This is a genomic window from Cryobacterium inferilacus, assembly GCF_019599185.1.
Lineage (GTDB): Bacteria > Actinomycetota > Actinomycetes > Actinomycetales > Microbacteriaceae > Cryobacterium > Cryobacterium inferilacus.
This window is the reverse complement of sequence record NZ_JAIEUL010000001.1, coordinates 1-18,965: the sequence shown is the minus strand read 5'-3', so window position 1 is coordinate 18,965 and position 18,965 is coordinate 1. Positions and strand designations below refer to the sequence as shown.

The window sequence follows — 18,965 nt, the reverse complement described above, 5'->3', positions numbered from 1 at the left end:
GGCCGGGCCCGCGGATCTGACAGTCTGGACGCAGACACCCCAGAAAGGCGGCTGCCGCCGTGCGCATCATTCCGATCACCGACCTCGACCAGCCTGGCCTGACCGACTACTCCCGACTGACGGATGTGGCCCTACGCCGGGTGAGCGAACCGGCCAACGGCCTGTACATCGCCGAGTCGGCGAAGGTCATCGGCCGGGCACTCAACGCCGGCCACCGTCCGCGTTCGGTGCTCGTGCAGGAGCAGTGGCTGCCAGACGCCGAGCGCCTGCTCGCCGACTGGCCCGAGGTGCCGATCTATGTGGGCTCCGCCGCCCTGCTCGAACAACTCACCGGCTACAACCTGCATCGCGGCGCCCTCGCCGCAATGCACAGGCCCGACCTCGCCGACGTCGCCGACGTCATCCGTGGAGCCCGACGGGTCGTCATTCTGGAGGACATCGTCGACCACACCAATGTCGGTGCGATTTTCCGCTCCGTGGCCGGTCTCGGCGCCGATGCCGTTCTGATCACCCCCCGCTGCGCTGACCCGCTCTACCGGCGGAGCGTGCGGGTGAGCATGGGGACCGTGCTCCAGGTGCCGTGGACGCGGCTGCCGGAGTGGAACCAGGCGGCACCCGTGCTGCACGAGCATGGTTTCCACCTGGCCGCCCTCGCACTGGCCGATGACGCCGTCTCCCTGGACACCTTCGCCATCGACCCGCCCGAACGGGTGGCGCTGATCCTCGGCACCGAGGGCGATGGCCTGAGCAGGAACGCCCTGGCCGCGGCGGACAGCATCGTCACCATCCCGATGCTCCACGGGGTCGATTCCCTGAATGTGGCCTCCGCCAGCGCCGTCGCCCTGTACGCCCTCCGGCCCCGACCGAGCTGACCCGGCGGGCCGCTGACACCGGCGCGGCCGCGCGGCCACGACGCGCGGCGGGGCAGCAGGAACGGGACGACAGCCGTGGTTAGACTCATCGAATGTCTCCCACCCGGCGCCAGGTCTACCACCGTCGGCGTATCGCCGTCTTCAGCGTTCTCGCCGTGATCCTTCTGGCCGTCACGTACCTCACCAGCACCGGCCTGGCCGCCGTGACGCCATCCGCGGCGGCAGTGACAGAGCCGGCCGCGCTCACCCAGCCCGCGGTCACACCGGCCTGGCCGAGTGACGGGGCGGGGGCGATCGGTGCGGTGGGGTTCGACGGTGTCCTGGCCGCAAGCGGCGAGCAGGGCACGGTGCCGATCGCGAGCATCACCAAGATGGTGACCGCCCTGGTCATTCTGGAAGCCAAGCCCCTGACCGGGGACGACGCCGGGCCGGACATCACGTTCACCGACGAGGATGTCGACATCTACTACGAGGCCATCGCGGAGAACGGCTCCGTCGCCCCCGTCGTAGCCGGCATGGTGCTCAGCCAACGCGAGGCGTTTGAGACCATGCTCTTGCCGTCCGCGAACAACTACAGCGTGTCCCTGGCGGTGTGGGCCTTCGGGTCGGTCGACGCGTACCTGGCTGCTGCTGCGGAGTTCCTGGCCGCCAACGGGCTCACCGGGACCAGCGTCGCCGACACCAGTGGCATCTCCGCCGAGAGCGTCAGCAGCCCGGCCGACCTGGTCGCCCTCGCCAAGCTCGTCGTGGCGAACCCGGTCCTGGCCTCGATCGTGGCGATGCCCACCGCCGATATCCCCACCATCGGCACCGTCGTCAACACGAACAAGCTGCTCGGCATCGACGGTGTGGACGGCATCAAGACCGGAACCACCGATGAAGCCGGAGCGTGCCTGCTGTTCGCCGTCGACGTGCCCGTCGGTGACTCGACCGTCACGCTGGTGGGTGTCGTGCTCGGTGGAGCCACCCACCCCGAACTGAATCGCACCATCCGCACCCTGATCGACAGCGTGACACCGGGGTTCCGGAAGGTGGAGCTGGTCGCGGCCGGGGCTCCCTTCGGTGAGTACTCGACGCCGTGGGAGCAGTCGGCCCAGGCCGTTGCCGAGACCGGCGAGTCCGCCATTGTCTGGGCGGACACCCCGATCAGTACGACCGTGGTCCTCGACCCCCTGGCTCTGGGGGAGAAGGGCGACGTCGTCGGCAGCGTCGACGTCACCGTCGGCACCCAGACCGTCACGGTGCCCCTGGTGCTGGATGCCAGCATCACCGACCCAGGCCCCTTCTGGCGCTGGACCCACCCCGGCGAGGTCTGAGCCGGCTAGCTCTCCCTGGGCACCGGCACGGGGTCGTCGAGCCGGGTCACCGGGTCCGCCGCGGGGCGTTTGGGCAGGATGTGGTCGCCGGAGGACTGGTGCCGCACCCGGCGGAGAACCCACGGCACCAGGTATTCCCTGGCCCAGGCGAGGTCCTCGGTTCGCGCCTGCCGCCAGGTGACCCCCGGCATGGGTTCAGGCACCAGCGGCTCCAACGGATTCTGCACGTTCAGGACATCGAGCACCATCCTGGCGACGGTGTGGTGGCCGAGCGGATTGAGATGCAACCGGTCCGGCGCCCACATGCGGGCATCCTGGATCTCGGTCAGCGACCACATGTCTGCCACGATCGCGTCCCGCGCCGTCGCGATCGCTCGGATGTTCTCGTTGTAGATCGCGACCTTGCCCCGCAGCCCGCGCAGGACGGGGGAGAAGCGCACATCGGTGCCGGTGAACACCACCACCGTTGCGCCCTCTGAACCGAGCAGGGCCACGGCCTCGTCCAGCCGGGCGGCGATGGCATCCGGGTCGCTGCCCGGGCGCAGGACGTCGTTGCCGCCGGCCGAGATCGTCACCAGGTCTGGACGCAGGTCGAGGGCCGCCTGAACCTGCTCGGCGCGGATCTGGTTCATCAGCTTTCCGCGGACCGCAAGGTTGCCGTAAGCGAAATCATCCGAACCCAGACTGAGCATCTCCGCGACCCGGTCCGCCCAGCCCCGATTGCCGCCCAGGCTGGCCGGCTCGGCGTCACCGACACCCTCGGTGAACGAGTCGCCCACCGCGACGTATCTGGACCACGGATGCTGCTGCTTCGTCATCTCAACATTGTGCCCCGTCCGGCGAGGACCGTCGCAACTTGATAGGTTCTTATCCAGTGACTACTGCACCTGACTTCGTTTCGCACCTCCGGGAACCCTCCAACCGGGAGACCTCCGAACCTGGATTGTTCGCCCTTCCCGGCTCGGCCCCCGACGACTCCCCGTCTGCCGACCGCGTTCTGGCAGACGGCGTCGACACCCCGCCCGTGTACGGCCCCGACCGGGGCCCCGGCCAGGGCACCAGTGCGGCCGAGCACCTCTCGCCGGCCTTCCCCGAACGCGCGGCGTGGGGCACCGCGAGCAAACTGCGAGCCTGGCAGGCAGAGGCCCTCGAGGCCTACTTCCAGCACGAGCCACGCGACTTCCTCGCCGCCGCCACGCCGGGTGCAGGCAAGACCACCTTCGCCCTCCGCCTGGCCGCCGAGCTGCGTGCCCGCCGGATCATCGACCGGATCACCGTGGTCGCGCCCACCGAACACCTCAAACGCCAGTGGGCGGATGCGGCCGCGCGCGCCGGCATCCGGCTTGACCCGTTCTTCAAGAACGCGCACGGGCGGTACGGCAGCCACTACCACGGCATCGCCGTCACCTACGCACAGGTGGCGACCAGGGCTGCCCTGCACCGCGAACTCACCCAGAGCAGCCGCACCCTGGTGATCCTGGACGAGGTGCACCACGGCGGTGACGCGCTCAGCTGGGGCGACGCCATCCGCGAGGCGTTCGACCCGGCCACCAAGCGGTTGTCGCTGACCGGAACGCCCTTCCGCTCCGACACCTCGCCGATCCCGTTCGTGACCTATCTGCCCGACAAGCACGGTATCCGGCTGTCGCAGAGCGACTACAACTACGGTTACGGCCGGGCCCTCGAGGACGGCGTCGTGCGGCCGGTCATGTTCATGGTCTACGCCGGGCACATGAAATGGCGCACCAGGGCCGGCGACGAGATGGAAGCGAAGCTCGGCGAGGGCAACACCAAGGACATCACCTCGCAGGCCTGGCGCACCGCGTTGGAGCCCAGCGGGCAGTGGATCCCCGCGGTGCTGCGGGCGGCAGACAGCCGACTGACCGAGGTCAGGCACGGCATCCCGGACGCCGGCGGCCTGGTCATCGCGACGGACCAGACCACGGCTCGCGCGTACGCGGCGATCCTCGAGGAGATCTCCGGGGAACCGGTCACCGTGGTGCTGAGTGACGAGAAGGAATCCAGCGAGCGGATCGACGAGTTCTCGCACAACACCAGACGGTGGATGGTCGCGGTGCGGATGGTGTCTGAGGGGGTCGACGTTCCCCGCCTGGCCGTCGGTGTCTACGCCACGAGTGCGTCGACCCCGTTGTTCTTCGCGCAGGCCATCGGCCGATTCGTCCGCGCCCGTCGGCGGGGCGAGACGGCATCGATCTTCCTGCCCAATGTGCCAGGGCTCCTCGGCCTGGCCAACGCCATGGAGCTGGAACGGGACCACGCCCTGGATCGCAGCAACCGCGACGACGGCGACGACGGCATGTACAACCCCGAAGATGCCATGGTGGCCGCCGCGAACAAGACCGAGAAGGCCTCGGACGACCTCGGCGAGGAATTCACCTGGCAGGCGTTGGACTCGCAGGCCACCTTCGACATGGTCATGTTCAACGGCGACGAATTCGGTGAACTCGCCGAACCAGGCACAGACGAGGAGTTCGACTTCATCGGCATCCCCGGCCTGCTCGAACCCGAGCAGGTCTCCGAACTGCTCCGGCAACGCCAGCACAAGCAGGCCAAGCGCGGCTCTGACCGGCGCACTGCGGCCGCCGCGGTGGAGGGAGCGCCCGAGGAGCCGATGCCGCTCTACCGCACGCTCAAGGAGCAGCGGAAGCTGCTGGGCAGCCTCGTGGGCATGTGGTCGAAGCTGTCGGGGGAGCCGCACGCGATGGTGCACGCCGAGCTGCGCCGCCTGTGCGGGGGACCGGCCGTGGCCCAGGCGAGCGTCACCCAGATCCAGAAGCGGATCGACCTGCTCCGCCGCCGGCTCGGCCGGAGTTGACACCGACCGCCCCGTCGCGGCTCCTGCGGCGTAATCAGCCCGACACGCAGCCGTGACGCAGTTGATGCGCGGGTGGGTACCCGGCTCGCAGAACGGTCGATAAACTGGGCCGATTACGAAAGGGCGAGCATGGACTCCAAGAAAGCCGATCTTGACCGCGTCGACCGGGCTCTGCTCCGTGCACTGTCGGTCAACGCCCGTGCCTCCGGTGCCGCACTCGCCAGTGAAATCGGTGTTGCCGAATCGACGGTGTCGCTCCGGTTGCGCCGCCTGCAACAGCTGGGCCACATCCGCGGGTACCGTGCCAACATCGACCTGGCGGCTCTGGGCGCCTCGCTGCAGGCCCTGATCTCGGTGCGGCTGGCCAAGCACGTTCGGGACCAGATCGACGACTTCCGCAACGCCGCACCACACTGGCCCGGCGTCATCGGGCTCTTCCACACCGCCGGCGCCGACGACTACCTGCTGCACGTGGCAGCGGCGGATGCGTCCGACCTGCGCGACTTCGTCCTCGAACACCTGGCGGAGCATCCGGCCGTCGCGCACACCGAGACGAATCTCATCTTCGAGTACGTCGACGGGGACGGCTGGCAGGACCTGGTCAAGTAGGCCAGCGTCGAGTCCGGGCGCCCTGGACGCCGGCCGGCACAAAACACCGCGATAATCGAGAGATGACGGCCCCCAGCAATCGAGAAGAGCCCAAACGGCGGGCCGCGAGCGTCGTCGACGTGGCCAGGGTGGCTGGGGTGTCGCATCAGACGGTGTCACGGGTGCTGAACGATCATCCGAGCCTGCGCGAGGCCACCAGGCAGAAGGTGCTGGCCGCGATGCGGGAACTGGACTACCGGCCGAACGCCGCGGCACGCGCGCTCTCCTCGAGCCGGTCCAGGATGATCGGCATCCTCTCCACCTCCAGCGGTGAATACGGACCGGCCTCCAGCGTGGCCGCCGTCGAGGCGGCCGCCCGCGCCCGTGGCTACAGCGTGACCATCGCCAACGCCGACGGCCTCGACCCGCGGTCCATCGACGAGGCCGTCAACCACCTGGCGAATCTCTCCGCGGAGGGGCTCGTCGTGGTGGCGCCGCAGATCCAGGTCCTCCTGGCCCTGTCGAAACTGTCCATCGGAATCCCGTTCATCACCCTGCAGGCCGCGTCAGCCGACCCGACGGGCGAGCGCCCACTCGACCAGGTGGTGGGTGCCAGGCTGGCCACTGCGCACCTCATTGCGCTGGGCCACCGCAGGATCGGTCACATCGCCGGCCCGTCGGAGTGGCTGGACGCCGCACAGCGCCAGTCGGGGTTCCAGGCCGAGCTGACGGCTCACGGGCTGCCGGACGGCCTCATCGTCACCGGCGACTGGAGTGCAGCCTCCGGCTATGACTGCGCCAAGGAGCTCCTCGCCGGGGGAGTGACCGCGATCTTCGCCGGCAACGACCAGATGGCTCTCGGTGCGCTCAGCGCAGCGATGGCGTCGGGCCTGGACGTTCCCCTGGACCTGAGCATCGTCGGTTTCGACGATGTCCCTGAGGCGGCGTTCTATCGGCCGGCATTGACGACGGTGCGGCAGGATCTCGCCGAAGCGGGCCGGCGCGCCGTCGCACAGCTCCTCGGGGAGAGCGACGTCGCCCCCTCCGTGCGCCCCCAGCTCATCGTGCGCGCCTCCACGGCGGTGCCGCACAACCCTGCACCCGATGATGCGTCGGAGACGTCGGCTGGCAAATAGTCCGTATCCGCACGCATTCGTGCCGTACACTCGGAGTGTGATCGCTCATGTGATCGATCACATCTGAGCCAAAGGAGTCCCGCGCCATGACTGAGCACGCCGCCGCGACCGCCGCTTTCGACGCCGCCCCGCCGCCAGGGTCCCCTCGATCCGACGCCGACAGGCGCGAGGCCGCCAGGGACGCCATCCTCGGTGGGCGAGCGTCTCTCGGCATCGAGCTGGGATCCACCCGGATCAAGGCCTGCCTGATCGGGGACATCCCGTCCGACGTGCTCGCCGTCGGCAGCCACGACTGGGAGAACGAGTTCGTCGAACGGATGTGGACTTACTCCCTGGACGACGTGTGGGCAGGGATTCAGGCCGCGCACGCCGCCCTCGTCGCGGACATCGAGACCCGGTACGGCATCGTTCCCACCGAATACGGCGCCATCGGCGTTTCGGCCATGATGCACGGCTACCTGGCCTTCGACGGTAACGGCGACCAGTTGGTGCCGTTCCGCACCTGGCGGAACACCACCACCGGTGCCGCCTCGACCGAGCTGACCGAACTCTTCGGTGTGAACATCCCGCTGCGCTGGTCGATCGCGCACCTGCACCAGGCCGTGCTCGATCACGAACCGCACGTGCCGCAGCTCGATTTCATCACCACCCTCGCCGGGTACGTGCACTGGCGCCTCACCGGCCGCAAGGTCCTCGGCGTCGGCGACGCGTCCGGCATGTTCCCCATCGACGCCGCGACCAGGGACTACGACGCCGACCTCCTCGGCCGGTACGACGTCCTCGTTTCCGGCTCCGCACCCGGCCTCCAGCTGGCTGCCCTGCTGCCGGAGGTGCTCGTCGCCGGTCAGCCCGCCGGTGAGCTCACCGCCGCGGGGGCCGCGCTGCTCGACCCGACCGGAGCCCTGCGGCCAGGCGCCGTGCTGTGTCCGCCCGAGGGCGACGCCGGCACCGGCATGGTCGCGACCTGCTCCGTCGCACCCCGCACCGGCAACGTCAGCGCCGGCACCAGTATCTTCGCGATGGTCGTGCTGGAGCGCCCGCTCGGCAGCGTGCACCACGAGCTCGACGTAGTCACCACCCCCGCCGGCGACACCGTCGCGATGGTGCACTGCAACAACGGCGCGAGCGAACTCGCCGCCTGGGCCGGGATGTTCGGCCGCTTCTCCGCCGCCGCCGGGTCCCCGCTCGATTCCGACGCCGTGTTCAACGCCCTGTTCCTGGAGGCCCTCGACGGCGAACCCGACGCCGGCGGCCTGCTCGCCTACAACCACCTGGCGGGTGAGCCGATCGCCGGCCTCAGCGAGGGGCGGCCGTTGTTCGTGCGCACCCCCGACAGCCGGTTCACGCTGGCCAACTTCATGCGTGCGCAGCTCTACGGGGTGTTCGGCACCCTGAGCCTTGGCATGCGGGTCCTCGCCGAGGAGGGGGTCGAACTCGACGCCATGTTCGCGCACGGCGGGCTCTTCCGCACCGCGGGTGTGGCGCAGAGGTTCCTCGCCGGCGCCCTGGATGCCCCGGTGTCCGTGGCGGAGACGGCATCCGAAGGCGGCGCCTGGGGGATCGCGGTCCTGGCCTCGTACACCGCCGCCGTGGCATCCGGCGTCGACCTCGGCCTCGACGGGTACCTGCGCGAGCGGGTCTTCGGGGACGCTGAATTCGACACGGCCGCCCCCGACGCCGCCGACGTCGCCGGTTTCACCGCCTACCTCGACCGTTACGCCGCCGGCCTCGCCATCGAGCGCACCGCCGTCGACACGCTCTCCTGAAAGGAACCACCATGGTCAGCTTCTCGCCCGACATCGACGCCGCCATCGCGCGCACCCGCACGGAGGTGGCGACCCTGCACGCCCAACTCACCAAGTACGGACTCGTGATCTGGACCGGCGGCAACGTCTCCGGCCGGGTGCCCGGCGCCGACCTGTTCGTGATCAAGCCGTCCGGCGTCGACTACGACGACCTTACGCCGGAGAACCAGATCCTCTGCGACCTCGATGGCAACGTCATCACCGGCACCCCGGGGTCGGACCGCAGCCCGTCCAGCGACACCGCCGCGCACGCGTACGTGTACCGGAACATGCCGGAGGTCGGCGGCGTCGTGCACACCCACTCCACCTACGCCACCGCCTGGGCGGCGCGCGGCGAGGCGATCCCGTGCGTGATCACGGCCATGGCCGACGAGTTCGGCGGCGAGATCCCCATCGGCCCGTTCGCCATCATCGGCGACGAATCGATCGGCCGCGGCATCGTCCAGACGCTCGCCGGGCACCGCTCGCGCGCCGTCCTGATGCAGAACCACGGTGTCTTCACCATCGGCAAGAACGCCAAGGACGCCGTGAAGGCCGCCGTGATGGCCGAGGACGTCGCGAAGACCGTGCACATCTCCCGCCAGCTGGGCGAGAGCCTCCCCATTCCCCAGACCGCGATCGACTCCCTGTTCGATCGCTACCAGAACGTGTACGGCCAAGACCCCAAAGGAGCACTGAAGTGACTAACTCGATCATCCCCGACCTCAAGGCGAACGAAGTCTGGTTCCTCACCGGCAGCCAGGACCTCTACGGCGAGGAGACCCTGCGCCAGGTCGCCGAGCAGTCCCAGGACGTGGTGGACCAGCTGAACGCATCCAGCGACATCCCGGTCACCATCGTCTGGAAGCCCGTCGTCAAGGACTCCGAGGCCATCCGTCGTGCGATGATCGACGCGAACTCAGACGACAAGGTCGTCGGCGTCATCGCATGGATGCACACTTTCAGCCCGGCCAAGATGTGGATCCGCGGGCTGGATGCGCTGGCCAAGCCGTTCCTGCACCTGCACACGCAGGCCAACGTCGAGCTGCCCTGGGCCGAGATCGACTTCGACTTCATGAACCTCAACCAGGCCGCCCACGGCGACCGCGAGTTCGGCTACATCGCCGGCCGGATGAACATCCCCCGCAAGACCGTCGTCGGCCACGTCTCGAACCCCGCCGTCGCCCTGCAGGTCGGCACCTGGACCCGTGCCGCCAGCGGTGCGTGCGCCGTGCGCAACCTCAAGCTGGCCCGGTTCGGTGACAACATGCGCAACGTCGCCGTCACCGAGGGCGACAAGACCGAAGCCGAAATCCGTTTCGGCGTCTCCGTGAACACCTGGGGTGTCAACGATTTGGTCGACCGGGTGGATGCTGCGAGCGAGGCCGACGTGGACGCCCTCATCGCCGTCTACCTCGAGGCCTACAACGTCGCTGCGGAGCTGAAGCCCGATGGCGACCGGCACGAGTCGCTCCTCTACGGCGCCAAGATCGAGTTGGGACTGCGTTCCTTCCTGGAAGAGGGTGGCTTCAGCGCCTTCACCACCAACTTCGAGGACCTCGGCGGGCTCCGTCAGCTGCCAGGGCTGGCCGTGCAGCGCCTGATGGCCGACGGCTACGGCTTCGGCGGGGAGGGCGACTGGAAGACCGCCGTCCTCATCCGTGCGGCCAAGGTCATGGGTGCCGGTCTGGCCGGGGGAGCGTCGCTGATGGAGGACTACACCTACAACCTCGTTCCTGGCGAGGAGGCCATTCTCGGCGCGCACATGCTGGAGATCTGCCCGTCGCTGACCGAGACGAAGCCCAACCTGGAGATCCACCCGCTCGGCATCGGCGGACGGGAAGACCCGGTTCGACTGGTCTTCGACACCGACGCCGGCGCCGGCATTGTGGTGGCCCTGTCCGACATGCGCGACCGGTTCCGCCTGGTCGCGAACGTGGTGGAGGTCATCGACCTGCCCGCACCGCTGCCGCACCTGCCCGTGGCGCGCGCGGTGTGGAAGCCCGCCCCCGACCTGGCCACGAGCGCGACGGCGTGGATCACGGCCGGTGCCGCCCACCACACCGTGCTCTCCACCGCGGTCGGCATCGAGGCCTGGGAGGACTTCGCCGAGATCACCCGCACCGAGCTGCTGATCATCGACGAGGACACCACCACGCGCGGGTTCGCCAACGACGTCAAGTGGAACGCGGCCTACTACCGCCTGGCCCAGGGCATCTGACCCGCGGCTTCTCGCACGGCAACTGTGCCCCGTGCGGACAATTGTGACCGGTACGCCGGACGCAATTGTCCGTACGGGGCACAGTTGTGGGCGTCTGGCGTTAAAAAAGCAACGCCCCCGCCGAAGCGGGGGCGTTGCCGGCAGCTTTATAAAGCTGACGCAGCTCTAGTTAGAGGGCGCGGATGTTCTCGGCCTGGGGACCCTTGGGGCCCTGGGTTACCTCGAACTCGACCTTCTGGTTCTCGTCAAGCGACTTGTAGCCGTTCGAAGCGATTGCAGAGTAGTGCGCGAAAACGTCGGCGCTTCCGTCGTCGGGAGCGATGAATCCGAAGCCCTTTTCAGCGTTGAACCATTTCACGGTACCTGTTGCCATTATGAAACTCCTCCAGGAGTGTTAGAAAGGCCCCGACTTTCGAGGCCGTTCGTCGCGGTATTCGTCGTCCGCTTCCGAAAGGAATAAGCGCGCACCGACCGGAGTCAATGCGTTTTCTAGACGTGCAAGCACTACAACTACTTCGACAACACTAGCCCACAACGCTCGGTTCTCGTGGAGATCTATGCGAAAAGGGGATCAAAGTGTTACGAAATCTGACAGAAATGCTCAAAATTGGCCGACCGGGTCACGCGTCGACGGTGACGAAGTCGATGAGCTGTTCCACCCGGCCGAGCAGGGCCGGCTCGAGATCGGCATAACTGCGCACCCGGCCGAGGATCCGCTGCCAGGCGCGGGCGATGTCGGCCTGCTCCTCGTGTGGCCAGCCCAGAGCTTCGCAGATCCCGTGCTTCCACTCGACGTTGCGGGGGATTGTGGGCCAGACCGGCAGATTCAACCGGGCCGGCTTGACCGACTGCCACACGTCGACGTAGGGGTGACCGACCACCAGGACGTGTCGGCCGTGCGGCCCGCGGGCGACGGCGTCCGCTATCCGGCTTTCCTTGGAGCCTGGCACGAGGTGGTCCACCAGCACCCCGACCCGACGGGTGGGGCCTGGCCTGAACTCGGCCAGCAGTTCGGCCAGGTTGTCGACTCCTTCGATGTATTCCACGACGACACCCTCGATCCGCAGATCGGCACCCCAGACCTTCTCCACCAGCTCGGCATCGTGCCGGCCCTCGACAAAGATCCGGCTGGCCCTGGCCACCCGCGCCGGTGCGTCCGAGACCGCCAGGGACCCAGAGGCCGTGCGAGCCCGACCGGCGGGGGCGCTCGGGCGCGGTGGTACCAGCACCACGGGTTCGCCGTCCAGCAGGAAGCCGCCGCCGAGGGGGAACAGCCTGAGCTTGCCGAACCGATCCTCCAGGGTGACGACTTTCTTCTCGACCCTGATCACTGCACCGCAGAACCCCGTGGCGACCTCTTCGACGACCAGGTCGCGGACGGCCTCCTGTTGCGGCACGACCCGGCGGCCGGCCTCTTTCCATCCGGTGGCGAGCACATCCTGGGAGTAGCGGTCTTCATTCACTGGATCGACGCTAGCGGAAGTCCCTCGATGAGGCGTGAGCCGCCACCGTGAGAGGTTCGAATCTGTCGGCGATGAGGTTGACCACACCCTCGGGGGAACGCTCCAGGATGCCGCGGATCACCAGGGCGGGGGATTCCCGGGCGATCCGGCGGAAGTGGGCCCAGACACCCACGCTGACCACGACGTTGACGTTGCCGGTCTCGTCCTCGAGGTTGATGAACGTGACCCCGTTCGCGGTGGCTGGCCGTTGCCGGTGGGTGACGACGCCGCCGACTTGGATGCGCCGGCCGTTCTCGGCAGTGGCCAGCTGGTTCGCCGTGACGGCTCCGCGCTCGTTCAGCGCCGCCCTCACGTGCCGGATCGGATGGTCGTCGGTGGACACCCCGGTGGCCCAGAGGTCATAGGCCACCTGCTCCACCGGGGTCATCAATTCCAGCAGCGGCGGCTGCACGGTGTCGATGGAATCGCGCAGGCGGTCCTCGGTGTCCAGGGCTGCTTCACCGGCCGACCAGAGCGCCTGGCGGCGGTCGAGTCCCATGGTCTCGAAGGCGCCGGCGGTCGCCAGGGACTCGAGCTGCTCTGCGCTGAGCCCTCCCCGCCTGGCCAGGTCGTTCATCGAGCGAAAAGGGCCGAAGCGCTCGCGCTCGGCCACGATCCGCGCCGCCACGGTGGCCCCGATGGCGCGGACGTCGGCGAGGCCGAGACGCACCGCCAGGGCGCCGTCCCTGCGGTGGCCCCGGTCATCCGCGGGCACTGTCCTGTCGTAGTCCCCGACCGCTGGCTGGTCACCGTCGAGGCACCCGGGCCGCCCACCCGCGCTTTCCTGCGGTAGCGGTTCGAGGGTCGCATCCGCGCCGGAGCGTTGCACGTCGGGGCGCAGCACCCGCACCCCGTGCCGCCTGGCGTCGGCGACGAGCGATTGGGGAGAGTAGAACCCCATCGGCTGGGCGCGGAGCAGGGCCGCGAGGAACGCACCGGGATAGTGCAGCTTCAGCCAGGCACTGGCGTACACCAACAGGGCGAAACTGATGGAGTGGCTCTCGGCGAAACCGAAATTGGCGAAGGCCTCGATCTTCTCGTAGATCTCGTCGGCCAACGCACCGGTGATGCCGTTACCGGCCATGCCCTCGTACAGGGTGGCGCGCAGCGACGAAATCTTTTCCACCCCGCGCTTGGACCCCATGGCACGGCGGAGCAGGTCGGCGTCTTCGCCGGTGCAGCCGCCGACGGCCATGGCCATCTGCATGAGCTGTTCCTGAAAGAGGGGAATGCCGAGGGTGCGTTCCAGCACCGGTTCCAGTTTGGGGTGCAGGTACGTCACCGGTTCCTGGCCGAGCTTGCGGCGGATGTACGGGTGCACGGCGCCGCCCTGGATCGGGCCAGGCCGGATCAGGGCGATCTCCACCACGAGGTCGTAGAACCGCCGGGGTTTCAGCCGGGGCAGGGTGCCCATCTGCGCCCGGCTCTCGACCTGGAAGACGCCGATGGAGTCGGCTCGGCACAGCATGTCGTAGACGCCCGCCTCTTCCCGGGGAAGGCTGCCCAGGGTCCAGGACTCGCCCAGTGCCTGCTCGACCAGGTCGAAGGTGTACTGCAGGGCGGCGAGCATCCCCAAACCGAGCAGGTCGAACTTGACCAGTCCCATCCACGCACAGTCGTCCTTGTCCCACTGCAGGACCGTGCGGCCGTCCTTGCGCGCGTGCTCGATCGGACAGACCTCCCCGACGGGCCGGTCGGTGAGGACCATGCCGCCCGAGTGGATGCCCAGGTGCCGGGGGAAACCGAGGATCTGCCCGGCGAGGTCGGCGACCTGGTCGGGGATGTCGTGGTCTGGGCTGGACACCGCGGAGCCCCAGCGTTCCACCTGCTTGGACCAGGCATCCTGCTGACCGGTGCTATAGCCGAGCGCCTTCGCCATGTCGCGCACGGCGAACTTGGGCCGGTAGGTGATCAAGTTGGCCACCTGGGCCGCGTTCTGCCGGCCGTACCGGTCGTAGACGTACTGGATGACCTCCTCACGCCGATCGGAGTCGAAGTCGACATCGATGTCGGGTTCTTCCTCCCTGAGGCTGGACAGGAATCTCTCGAAGGGCAACCGGTAGAAGATGGAGTCCACGGCGGTGATACCGATGACGAAGCAGACGGCCGAGTTCGCCGCGGACCCGCGCCCCTGGCAGAGGATGCCGTTTCTTCTGGCGAATTGCACGATGTCGTGCACGATCAGGAAATAGCCGGGGAAGTCCTTGGCCTCGATCACGGCCAGCTCCTTCTCCAGGCGGTCGCGCACATTGGTGTTGTAGCCCGGGTAGGCGCGCTCAGCGCCCTCCCACACCAGGTGCCGAAGCCAGCTCATCGGCGTGTGCCCGTCTGGCACGTTCTGCTGGGGCAGCCGGGGTTTAGCGCGCCGCAGGGAGAAGGCGAGGTCGTTCGCCAGGGGAACGGTGCGGTCAACGGCGCCTGGATAGCGCCGAAAGCGTGCCGCCATCTCGGCGCCACTGCGCAGATGCTGGGTCGGGGCGGCCGGGAGCCAGCCGTCCATCTGGTCCAGGCTGCGGTGGGCCCGGATCGCGGACAGGGCCGAATACCGGCCGAAGTCAGCTGGACGGGCGTAGTGCACGTTGTTGGTGGCCAGCACGGGAAGGCCGGCCCTGGCGGCGAGGGCGGCGAGGACGTCATTGGCCGAGGAGTCCTGCGGTCGACCGTGGTCGAACACTTCAACGTTCACGGCGTCGGCGCCGAAAGCTGAGATCAGGCGTTGGAGTTCCCTGGCGGCCCCTGCCTCTCCGTCGTGGCGCAGGGCCTGGCGCACCGCCCCCGACCCCGAACCGGTGAGGATGCTCCAGTGCCCGCCGGCGAGCTCGGCCAGTTCGTCGACGTCGTAGACCGGCCGGCCCTTCTCGCCTCCGGCCAGTTGGGCGTGGGTGAGTGCCGCGGCGAGTCTGTGGTAGCCCTCCTGGCCCCTGGCCAGGACGACCAGGTGGCTGCCCTCCGGCTCTGCCACGCCGTTCTGCGGTCGCTCGAGGTCGAGCGAGAGTTCGGCTCCGAAGACCGTGCGGAGGTCGGGGTAGCTCTCGGCGGTCTCCGCCAGTCGCACCGCTCCGTAGAGTCCGTCGTGATCGGTGAGCGCCAGGGCGTGCAGGCCGAGATCGCCGGCCTCCTCCAGCAGCCGCTCCGGAGAGCTGCCGCCGTCGAGGAAGCTGAAATTGGAGTGCGCGTGCAGCTCGGCGTAGGCCACGGCAGGCTCGGGTGGCCGGTGCGGTGCGGCCGGCGGAACGTACGCGTGCCGATGGCGCGACCAGGCCGGGCTGTCGCCGCCGTCCGCCTCCGGCGGGGGCCCGCCAGGTCGCCGGTCGGAGAGCCTTCGCTCCAGCTCCGACCAGGGAATGGGCGGGTTACTGAATCCCATGCGTTCTCGCCTCCGTCGGTACTCGCTCAGTCATACCTGGCCTCGGCCCGCCAGGCCTCGCCGACCAGGGCCAGCAGCCAGGCGTCGCCCGTCGCGTCGACTAGCTGCATCCGGTGCACCGACCGGGCCGCTGCGGCATCCCACCAGCGCTCCTGAACGGGCCAGGGACCGGCCCACGCCGTCACGGGGCGCAGTTCGGGGTCGCCCGGCTGCCGGTCGAGAGGGGACGGTGCGAACGCGGCGGGGATCCCGTGCAGGTCCCCGCGGTCGTCCACCGTGACCGTCCGGCCATCGGCGTCGATGAGGCGGACGGGCCGGGGCTGCCGATACACAGTGGCAGGGACCACCCCGTCCAGGCTGCCCGACCAGGGCTGGTCGCGGCCAGAGTCAGCCGCGGCGTCATCGCCCCAGGGCAGCCACCGCTGCCGGTCGGCGAGCAGGCGCCCGCCGCCGACGGCGGCCGTGACGACCCCGGCATGACCGACCAGCCCCTGCACCCGGGTCAGCGCGTGGTGGATGCGTTCGTCCGGGCCGGTTCCCCACAGGCCGTCCTCGTGGTTGGCCACGGCGTCCACCCGATCGGGGGAGAGCACCACGCGTACGATGCCCGCCGCGAGGCCTGACCCGGCTCGCCATTCGCCCTGGAGCTGCCAGCGCACCCGGTCGATGAGGTCGGAGGCGGTGAACCAGCGGGGGTGCCGCCAGCTGCGCTCGGTGATCACGCCGTCTTCTGTGGTCACCAGGATGCTCACGGCCGTGCATACGAGCGTCCGCTCGCGGAGGGCGCGGACGACGTCGTCTGCCGTGCCGCGCAGGGCGAAGGCGAGCTGGTCGATCCTGTCCAGGGCCGGTTCGAAGTCCTGGCCACGCTCGAACACCGGGGTAGGAGATCTGGGCACGACCTCCTCCCGCTCCTGCCCCGATGCCCGGGAGTGGGCCACGAACGCAGCGGCACCGAACCGGTGATGCACGTCCTGGGCGGGCAGGGCGGCGAACTGTCCGAGGGTGTGCACGCCGAGTCTGGCGAGCAACGTGCCCAGCTGGCCATCCACCACCGTCGAGACCGGGAGGGGAGCCAGGAACGCGGCAGACCCACCGGCAGGCACGAGGAGCATCCGGTCGATGGCCTGAGCCGGAGGAGCCCCAGACCGATCAACCGGCCCGTCGACCTGCCCGGCCCGCCTGGCAGCCTCCTCGGCGGCGAACGGACCGTCGGCGATGCCCACCCGCGCCTGCGTCAGCCCCGCCCCGTGCAGGTAGTCGAGCAGGGCGCTGGCGGCGGCGACCTCGCCGCCGTAGTAGCGCACCGGACCCCTGGCCCGGATCGCGCAGGTTCCCGGACGCACCACGGCCACACCGGGCGTGAGCGCCTCTATCCCGTCGAGGACCGGCTCGAATGCCCGGCGATCCAAGATCGGGTCGTAGGGCGCGACGGCCAGGTCGGAGCAGCGGAACTGCGCTTCGCGCAGGGTCAGGCCGCGACGAACGCCCGCGAGCCGGGCCTCGGGCGAACAGGCGAAGACCAGCCCGTGGTCGATCAGCGCCAGGGGCGTGTGCTGCGCGACATCGAGTGCCGACCGGGCGGCACGCACGGGCCAGTCCGGACACCAGAGCACGATGGTGCGATCCCGTTTGAGGGCGGATGCGCTCATGCCCGTCACCCCGCAGCCGGCTGACGGTGCGGACTGAACGTCGGGGCAGCCGGGGCACCCAGCGCCAGCGCCGCCGGCGCCTCTCCGCCCGTCATTCCCAGGCCGGGAAGGCGCAGGGGAGCGCTCCTGCCTGGCCCGGTCCGGTCGGCGACGTTCACGGTGAGGTCACGCCCGGTCAGGTAGCCGTGCCCGACGCCGAGCCCCTCCCATCGGCTCCCGATGATTTGCAGCGCTGCCTCCGGCTGCGGCCAGTGCCCAGCCACGAGCAGCGTGCAGCCGGTCTGACGCAGGCGGGCGCTCAGCCTGGCGACCTCCGCGGCGGCCACCCGGCGTTCCGGATGCACGACCACGATGGGCAGCACATCGACCAGTGCCGCCGTGACAGCCAGCCAGTGCTCGCCAGGAGACGGCACCAATACCAAACGGTTCAGGTCGATGCCGAAGCCGACCGCGGCCTCCACTCCGAAGTCCGGCAACCCGACCACCGCGGCCCAGCCGCCGTCGGCGGTACCGGCCGCGAGGATCGCCATGATCACCGAGGTCGAGTTCTGCACGGTGTAGGTCACTCCGGAGCGCAGGCGGCCATGCGGGAACACCGTTGCCAAGCCAGCGGGCAGCGGACAAGCGTTGGGCTCCCACCGGTCCCGCTGCATGCCGTTCATGCGCTCCCGCAAGGCGCTGACGCGTTCCACTGCGCTGACGGGGTCTCCGGCGGTGTCCGCCGCGCTCCGGCCGGGGGCCGCATTCACCGGCGCCGGGGTGCTCGGCCCCGGAGCGGCAGCGGAAATTTGAGGCATGGACACCCCATAATTTTCGAACACAGATTCGAATTAGTCAACCGGTGTGGATAACCCGTTTCGCTCAGGGTGGCACGGTAGCCTGAGCGTATGTGTGGGCGATTTATCATGACCGATTCGGCGCCTGACCTCGCCGCCATGTTCGACATCGAGCACGAGGCGGGGGAGCTGCCCGAAGCATCCTGGAACGTGAAGCCGACCGAGCAGATCCCGATCGTTCTCGAGTCGATGAAGTCAGACCCGGTCGTGCGCCGACTCGAACCGGCGCGCTGGTCACTGGTGCCCACCTTCTCGCCTGAGCTCTCCGCGGCGTTCTCCACCTTCAACGCCCGCGCCGAGACGGTGGCAGAGAAACCCACTTTTCGCACGGCCCTGGCCAAGACTCGCGCGATCATTCCCGCGACCGGATACTACGAATGGCACACGAACGGCACCAGTAAAACGCCGTACTTCGTTCACTCCGACGACGGTCTACCCCTGGCTCTGGCCGGTCTGTACTCCTGGTGGCGCAACCCAGCGCTCGGCCCGGATGACCCGGCCAGGTGGGTCCTGACCGCGACCATCCTGACGGCGCCGGCTCAGGGCGCCCTGTCCGAGATCCACGACCGGATGCCCGTGGTGTTGCCGGAGGAAGCCTGGGACCGGTGGCTCGACCCGCACGCCGACGGCGACCAGGCCCTCGTCGACGCCGTCGTCGAGGCGTCCACAGAGGCAGCCGCAGGGCTCGCGTTCTACGAGGTCGCCCCGCTGGACGGTGACGCTCCCGAGTTGATCGACCCGGTCGGCCCCGAACGTGAGGTCGGTTACAGCGCCTAGCTGTACTGGGTCATGACGTTGGTGACACTCGGCTGATGGGTATTGCTCCGATGCCGGTGTGGATGCGTTCAGTGTTGT

Annotated in this window: 15 protein-coding genes; 9 read left to right on the top strand and 6 right to left on the bottom strand. The window is 69.0% G+C overall.

Features of this window, described 5'->3' with window-relative positions; translation table 11 throughout:
* The first annotated feature begins 59 nt into the window (after positions 1-59).
* On the top strand, positions 60-872 hold the full coding sequence (locus K2F54_RS00075) for a TrmH family RNA methyltransferase (RefSeq protein ID WP_220603824.1): 813 nt from the start codon (positions 60-62) through the stop codon (positions 870-872).
* A 92-nt stretch (positions 873-964) separates the two neighbouring features.
* Positions 965-2,188, top strand: coding sequence for a D-alanyl-D-alanine carboxypeptidase family protein (locus tag K2F54_RS00070; RefSeq protein WP_220603823.1), 1,224 nt, complete (start codon positions 965-967; stop codon positions 2,186-2,188).
* A gap of 5 nt (positions 2,189-2,193) precedes the next feature.
* Here the strand turns inward: K2F54_RS00070 and K2F54_RS00065 are convergent, their stop codons facing one another.
* Complete coding sequence (locus K2F54_RS00065) at positions 2,194-3,006, bottom strand: SGNH/GDSL hydrolase family protein (protein WP_220603822.1); 813 nt, start codon at positions 3,004-3,006, stop codon at positions 2,194-2,196.
* Positions 3,007-3,212: 206 nt separating this feature from the next.
* Here K2F54_RS00065 and K2F54_RS00060 point away from each other — a divergent pair, with 206 nt between their 5' ends.
* The 6 genes from K2F54_RS00060 (at position 3,213) to araA (ending at position 10,753) form a co-directional block, all read left to right on the top strand.
* Positions 3,213-5,024, top strand: a complete 1,812-nt coding sequence (locus K2F54_RS00060) for a DEAD/DEAH box helicase (RefSeq protein WP_220604123.1) — start codon at positions 3,213-3,215, stop codon at positions 5,022-5,024.
* Between the two features lie 129 nt (positions 5,025-5,153).
* Positions 5,154-5,633, top strand: coding sequence for an Lrp/AsnC family transcriptional regulator (locus K2F54_RS00055; protein ID WP_220603821.1), 480 nt, complete (start codon positions 5,154-5,156; stop codon positions 5,631-5,633).
* Positions 5,634-5,695: 62 nt separating this feature from the next.
* Positions 5,696-6,748, top strand: a complete 1,053-nt coding sequence (locus tag K2F54_RS00050; protein ID WP_220603820.1) for a LacI family DNA-binding transcriptional regulator — start codon at positions 5,696-5,698, stop codon at positions 6,746-6,748.
* An 86-nt stretch (positions 6,749-6,834) separates the two neighbouring features.
* Positions 6,835-8,514 (top strand): xylulokinase, encoded by a 1,680-nt coding sequence (locus K2F54_RS00045; protein ID WP_220603819.1) that lies wholly within the window; start codon positions 6,835-6,837, stop codon positions 8,512-8,514.
* Positions 8,515-8,525: 11 nt separating this feature from the next.
* Positions 8,526-9,236 (top strand): L-ribulose-5-phosphate 4-epimerase, encoded by a 711-nt coding sequence (locus K2F54_RS00040; protein WP_220603818.1) that lies wholly within the window; start codon positions 8,526-8,528, stop codon positions 9,234-9,236.
* Entirely contained in the window at positions 9,233-10,753 is a 1,521-nt protein-coding gene (gene araA, locus K2F54_RS00035) for an L-arabinose isomerase (protein ID WP_220603817.1), read from the top strand. Before K2F54_RS00040 ends, araA begins: the two co-directional genes overlap by 4 nt.
* Positions 10,754-10,922: 169 nt before the next feature.
* On the opposite strand, the gene cspE is transcribed toward araA, so the two are convergent.
* The 5 genes from cspE to K2F54_RS00010 form a co-directional block, all read right to left on the bottom strand.
* Positions 10,923-11,126: a transcription antiterminator/RNA stability regulator CspE gene (cspE, locus tag K2F54_RS00030; RefSeq protein WP_035840308.1), complete on the bottom strand. Its 204-nt coding sequence runs from the start codon at positions 11,124-11,126 to the stop codon at positions 10,923-10,925.
* A gap of 247 nt (positions 11,127-11,373) precedes the next feature.
* On the bottom strand, positions 11,374-12,216 hold the full coding sequence (locus K2F54_RS00025) for a DUF3097 domain-containing protein (protein ID WP_220603816.1): 843 nt from the start codon (positions 12,214-12,216) through the stop codon (positions 11,374-11,376).
* A 10-nt stretch (positions 12,217-12,226) separates the two neighbouring features.
* The gene (locus tag K2F54_RS00020; RefSeq protein WP_220603815.1) at positions 12,227-15,622 is read right to left on the bottom strand and encodes an error-prone DNA polymerase; all 3,396 of its coding nucleotides are present in this window, start codon (positions 15,620-15,622) and stop codon (positions 12,227-12,229) included.
* Positions 15,623-15,648: 26 nt separating this feature from the next.
* The gene (locus tag K2F54_RS00015) at positions 15,649-17,274 is read right to left on the bottom strand and encodes a DNA polymerase Y family protein (protein ID WP_220603814.1); all 1,626 of its coding nucleotides are present in this window, start codon (positions 17,272-17,274) and stop codon (positions 15,649-15,651) included.
* Positions 17,275-17,279: 5 nt separating this feature from the next.
* Positions 17,280-18,071 carry a hypothetical protein gene (locus K2F54_RS00010; RefSeq protein WP_220603813.1) on the bottom strand — a complete coding sequence of 264 codons (792 nt, stop codon included), beginning with the start codon at positions 18,069-18,071 and terminating at the stop codon, positions 17,280-17,282.
* A gap of 90 nt (positions 18,072-18,161) precedes the next feature.
* Here K2F54_RS00010 and K2F54_RS00005 point away from each other — a divergent pair, with 90 nt between their 5' ends.
* On the top strand, positions 18,162-18,887 hold the full coding sequence (locus K2F54_RS00005; RefSeq protein ID WP_255576535.1) for an SOS response-associated peptidase: 726 nt from the start codon (positions 18,162-18,164) through the stop codon (positions 18,885-18,887).
* Positions 18,888-18,965 lie beyond the last annotated feature (78 nt).

What these genes read in the sequence shown, in the direction of transcription:
- K2F54_RS00070 (WP_220603823.1), top strand. Translation starts at nt 965, where the DNA reads ATGTCTCCCACCCGGCGCCAGGTCTACCACCGTCGGCGTATCGCCGTC.
- K2F54_RS00065 (WP_220603822.1), bottom strand. Translation starts at nt 3,006, where the DNA reads ATGACGAAGCAGCAGCATCCGTGGTCCAGATACGTCGCGGTGGGCGAC.
- K2F54_RS00055 (WP_220603821.1), top strand. Translation starts at nt 5,154, where the DNA reads ATGGACTCCAAGAAAGCCGATCTTGACCGCGTCGACCGGGCTCTGCTC.
- K2F54_RS00050 (WP_220603820.1), top strand. Translation starts at nt 5,696, where the DNA reads ATGACGGCCCCCAGCAATCGAGAAGAGCCCAAACGGCGGGCCGCGAGC.
- K2F54_RS00045 (WP_220603819.1), top strand. Translation starts at nt 6,835, where the DNA reads ATGACTGAGCACGCCGCCGCGACCGCCGCTTTCGACGCCGCCCCGCCG.
- K2F54_RS00040 (WP_220603818.1), top strand. Translation starts at nt 8,526, where the DNA reads ATGGTCAGCTTCTCGCCCGACATCGACGCCGCCATCGCGCGCACCCGC.
- cspE (WP_035840308.1), bottom strand. Translation starts at nt 11,126, where the DNA reads ATGGCAACAGGTACCGTGAAATGGTTCAACGCTGAAAAGGGCTTCGGA.
- K2F54_RS00020 (WP_220603815.1), bottom strand. Translation starts at nt 15,622, where the DNA reads ATGGGATTCAGTAACCCGCCCATTCCCTGGTCGGAGCTGGAGCGAAGG.
- K2F54_RS00015 (WP_220603814.1), bottom strand. Translation starts at nt 17,274, where the DNA reads ATGAGCGCATCCGCCCTCAAACGGGATCGCACCATCGTGCTCTGGTGT.
- K2F54_RS00010 (WP_220603813.1), bottom strand. Translation starts at nt 18,071, where the DNA reads ATGCCTCAAATTTCCGCTGCCGCTCCGGGGCCGAGCACCCCGGCGCCG.
- K2F54_RS00005 (WP_255576535.1), top strand. Translation starts at nt 18,162, where the DNA reads ATGTGTGGGCGATTTATCATGACCGATTCGGCGCCTGACCTCGCCGCC.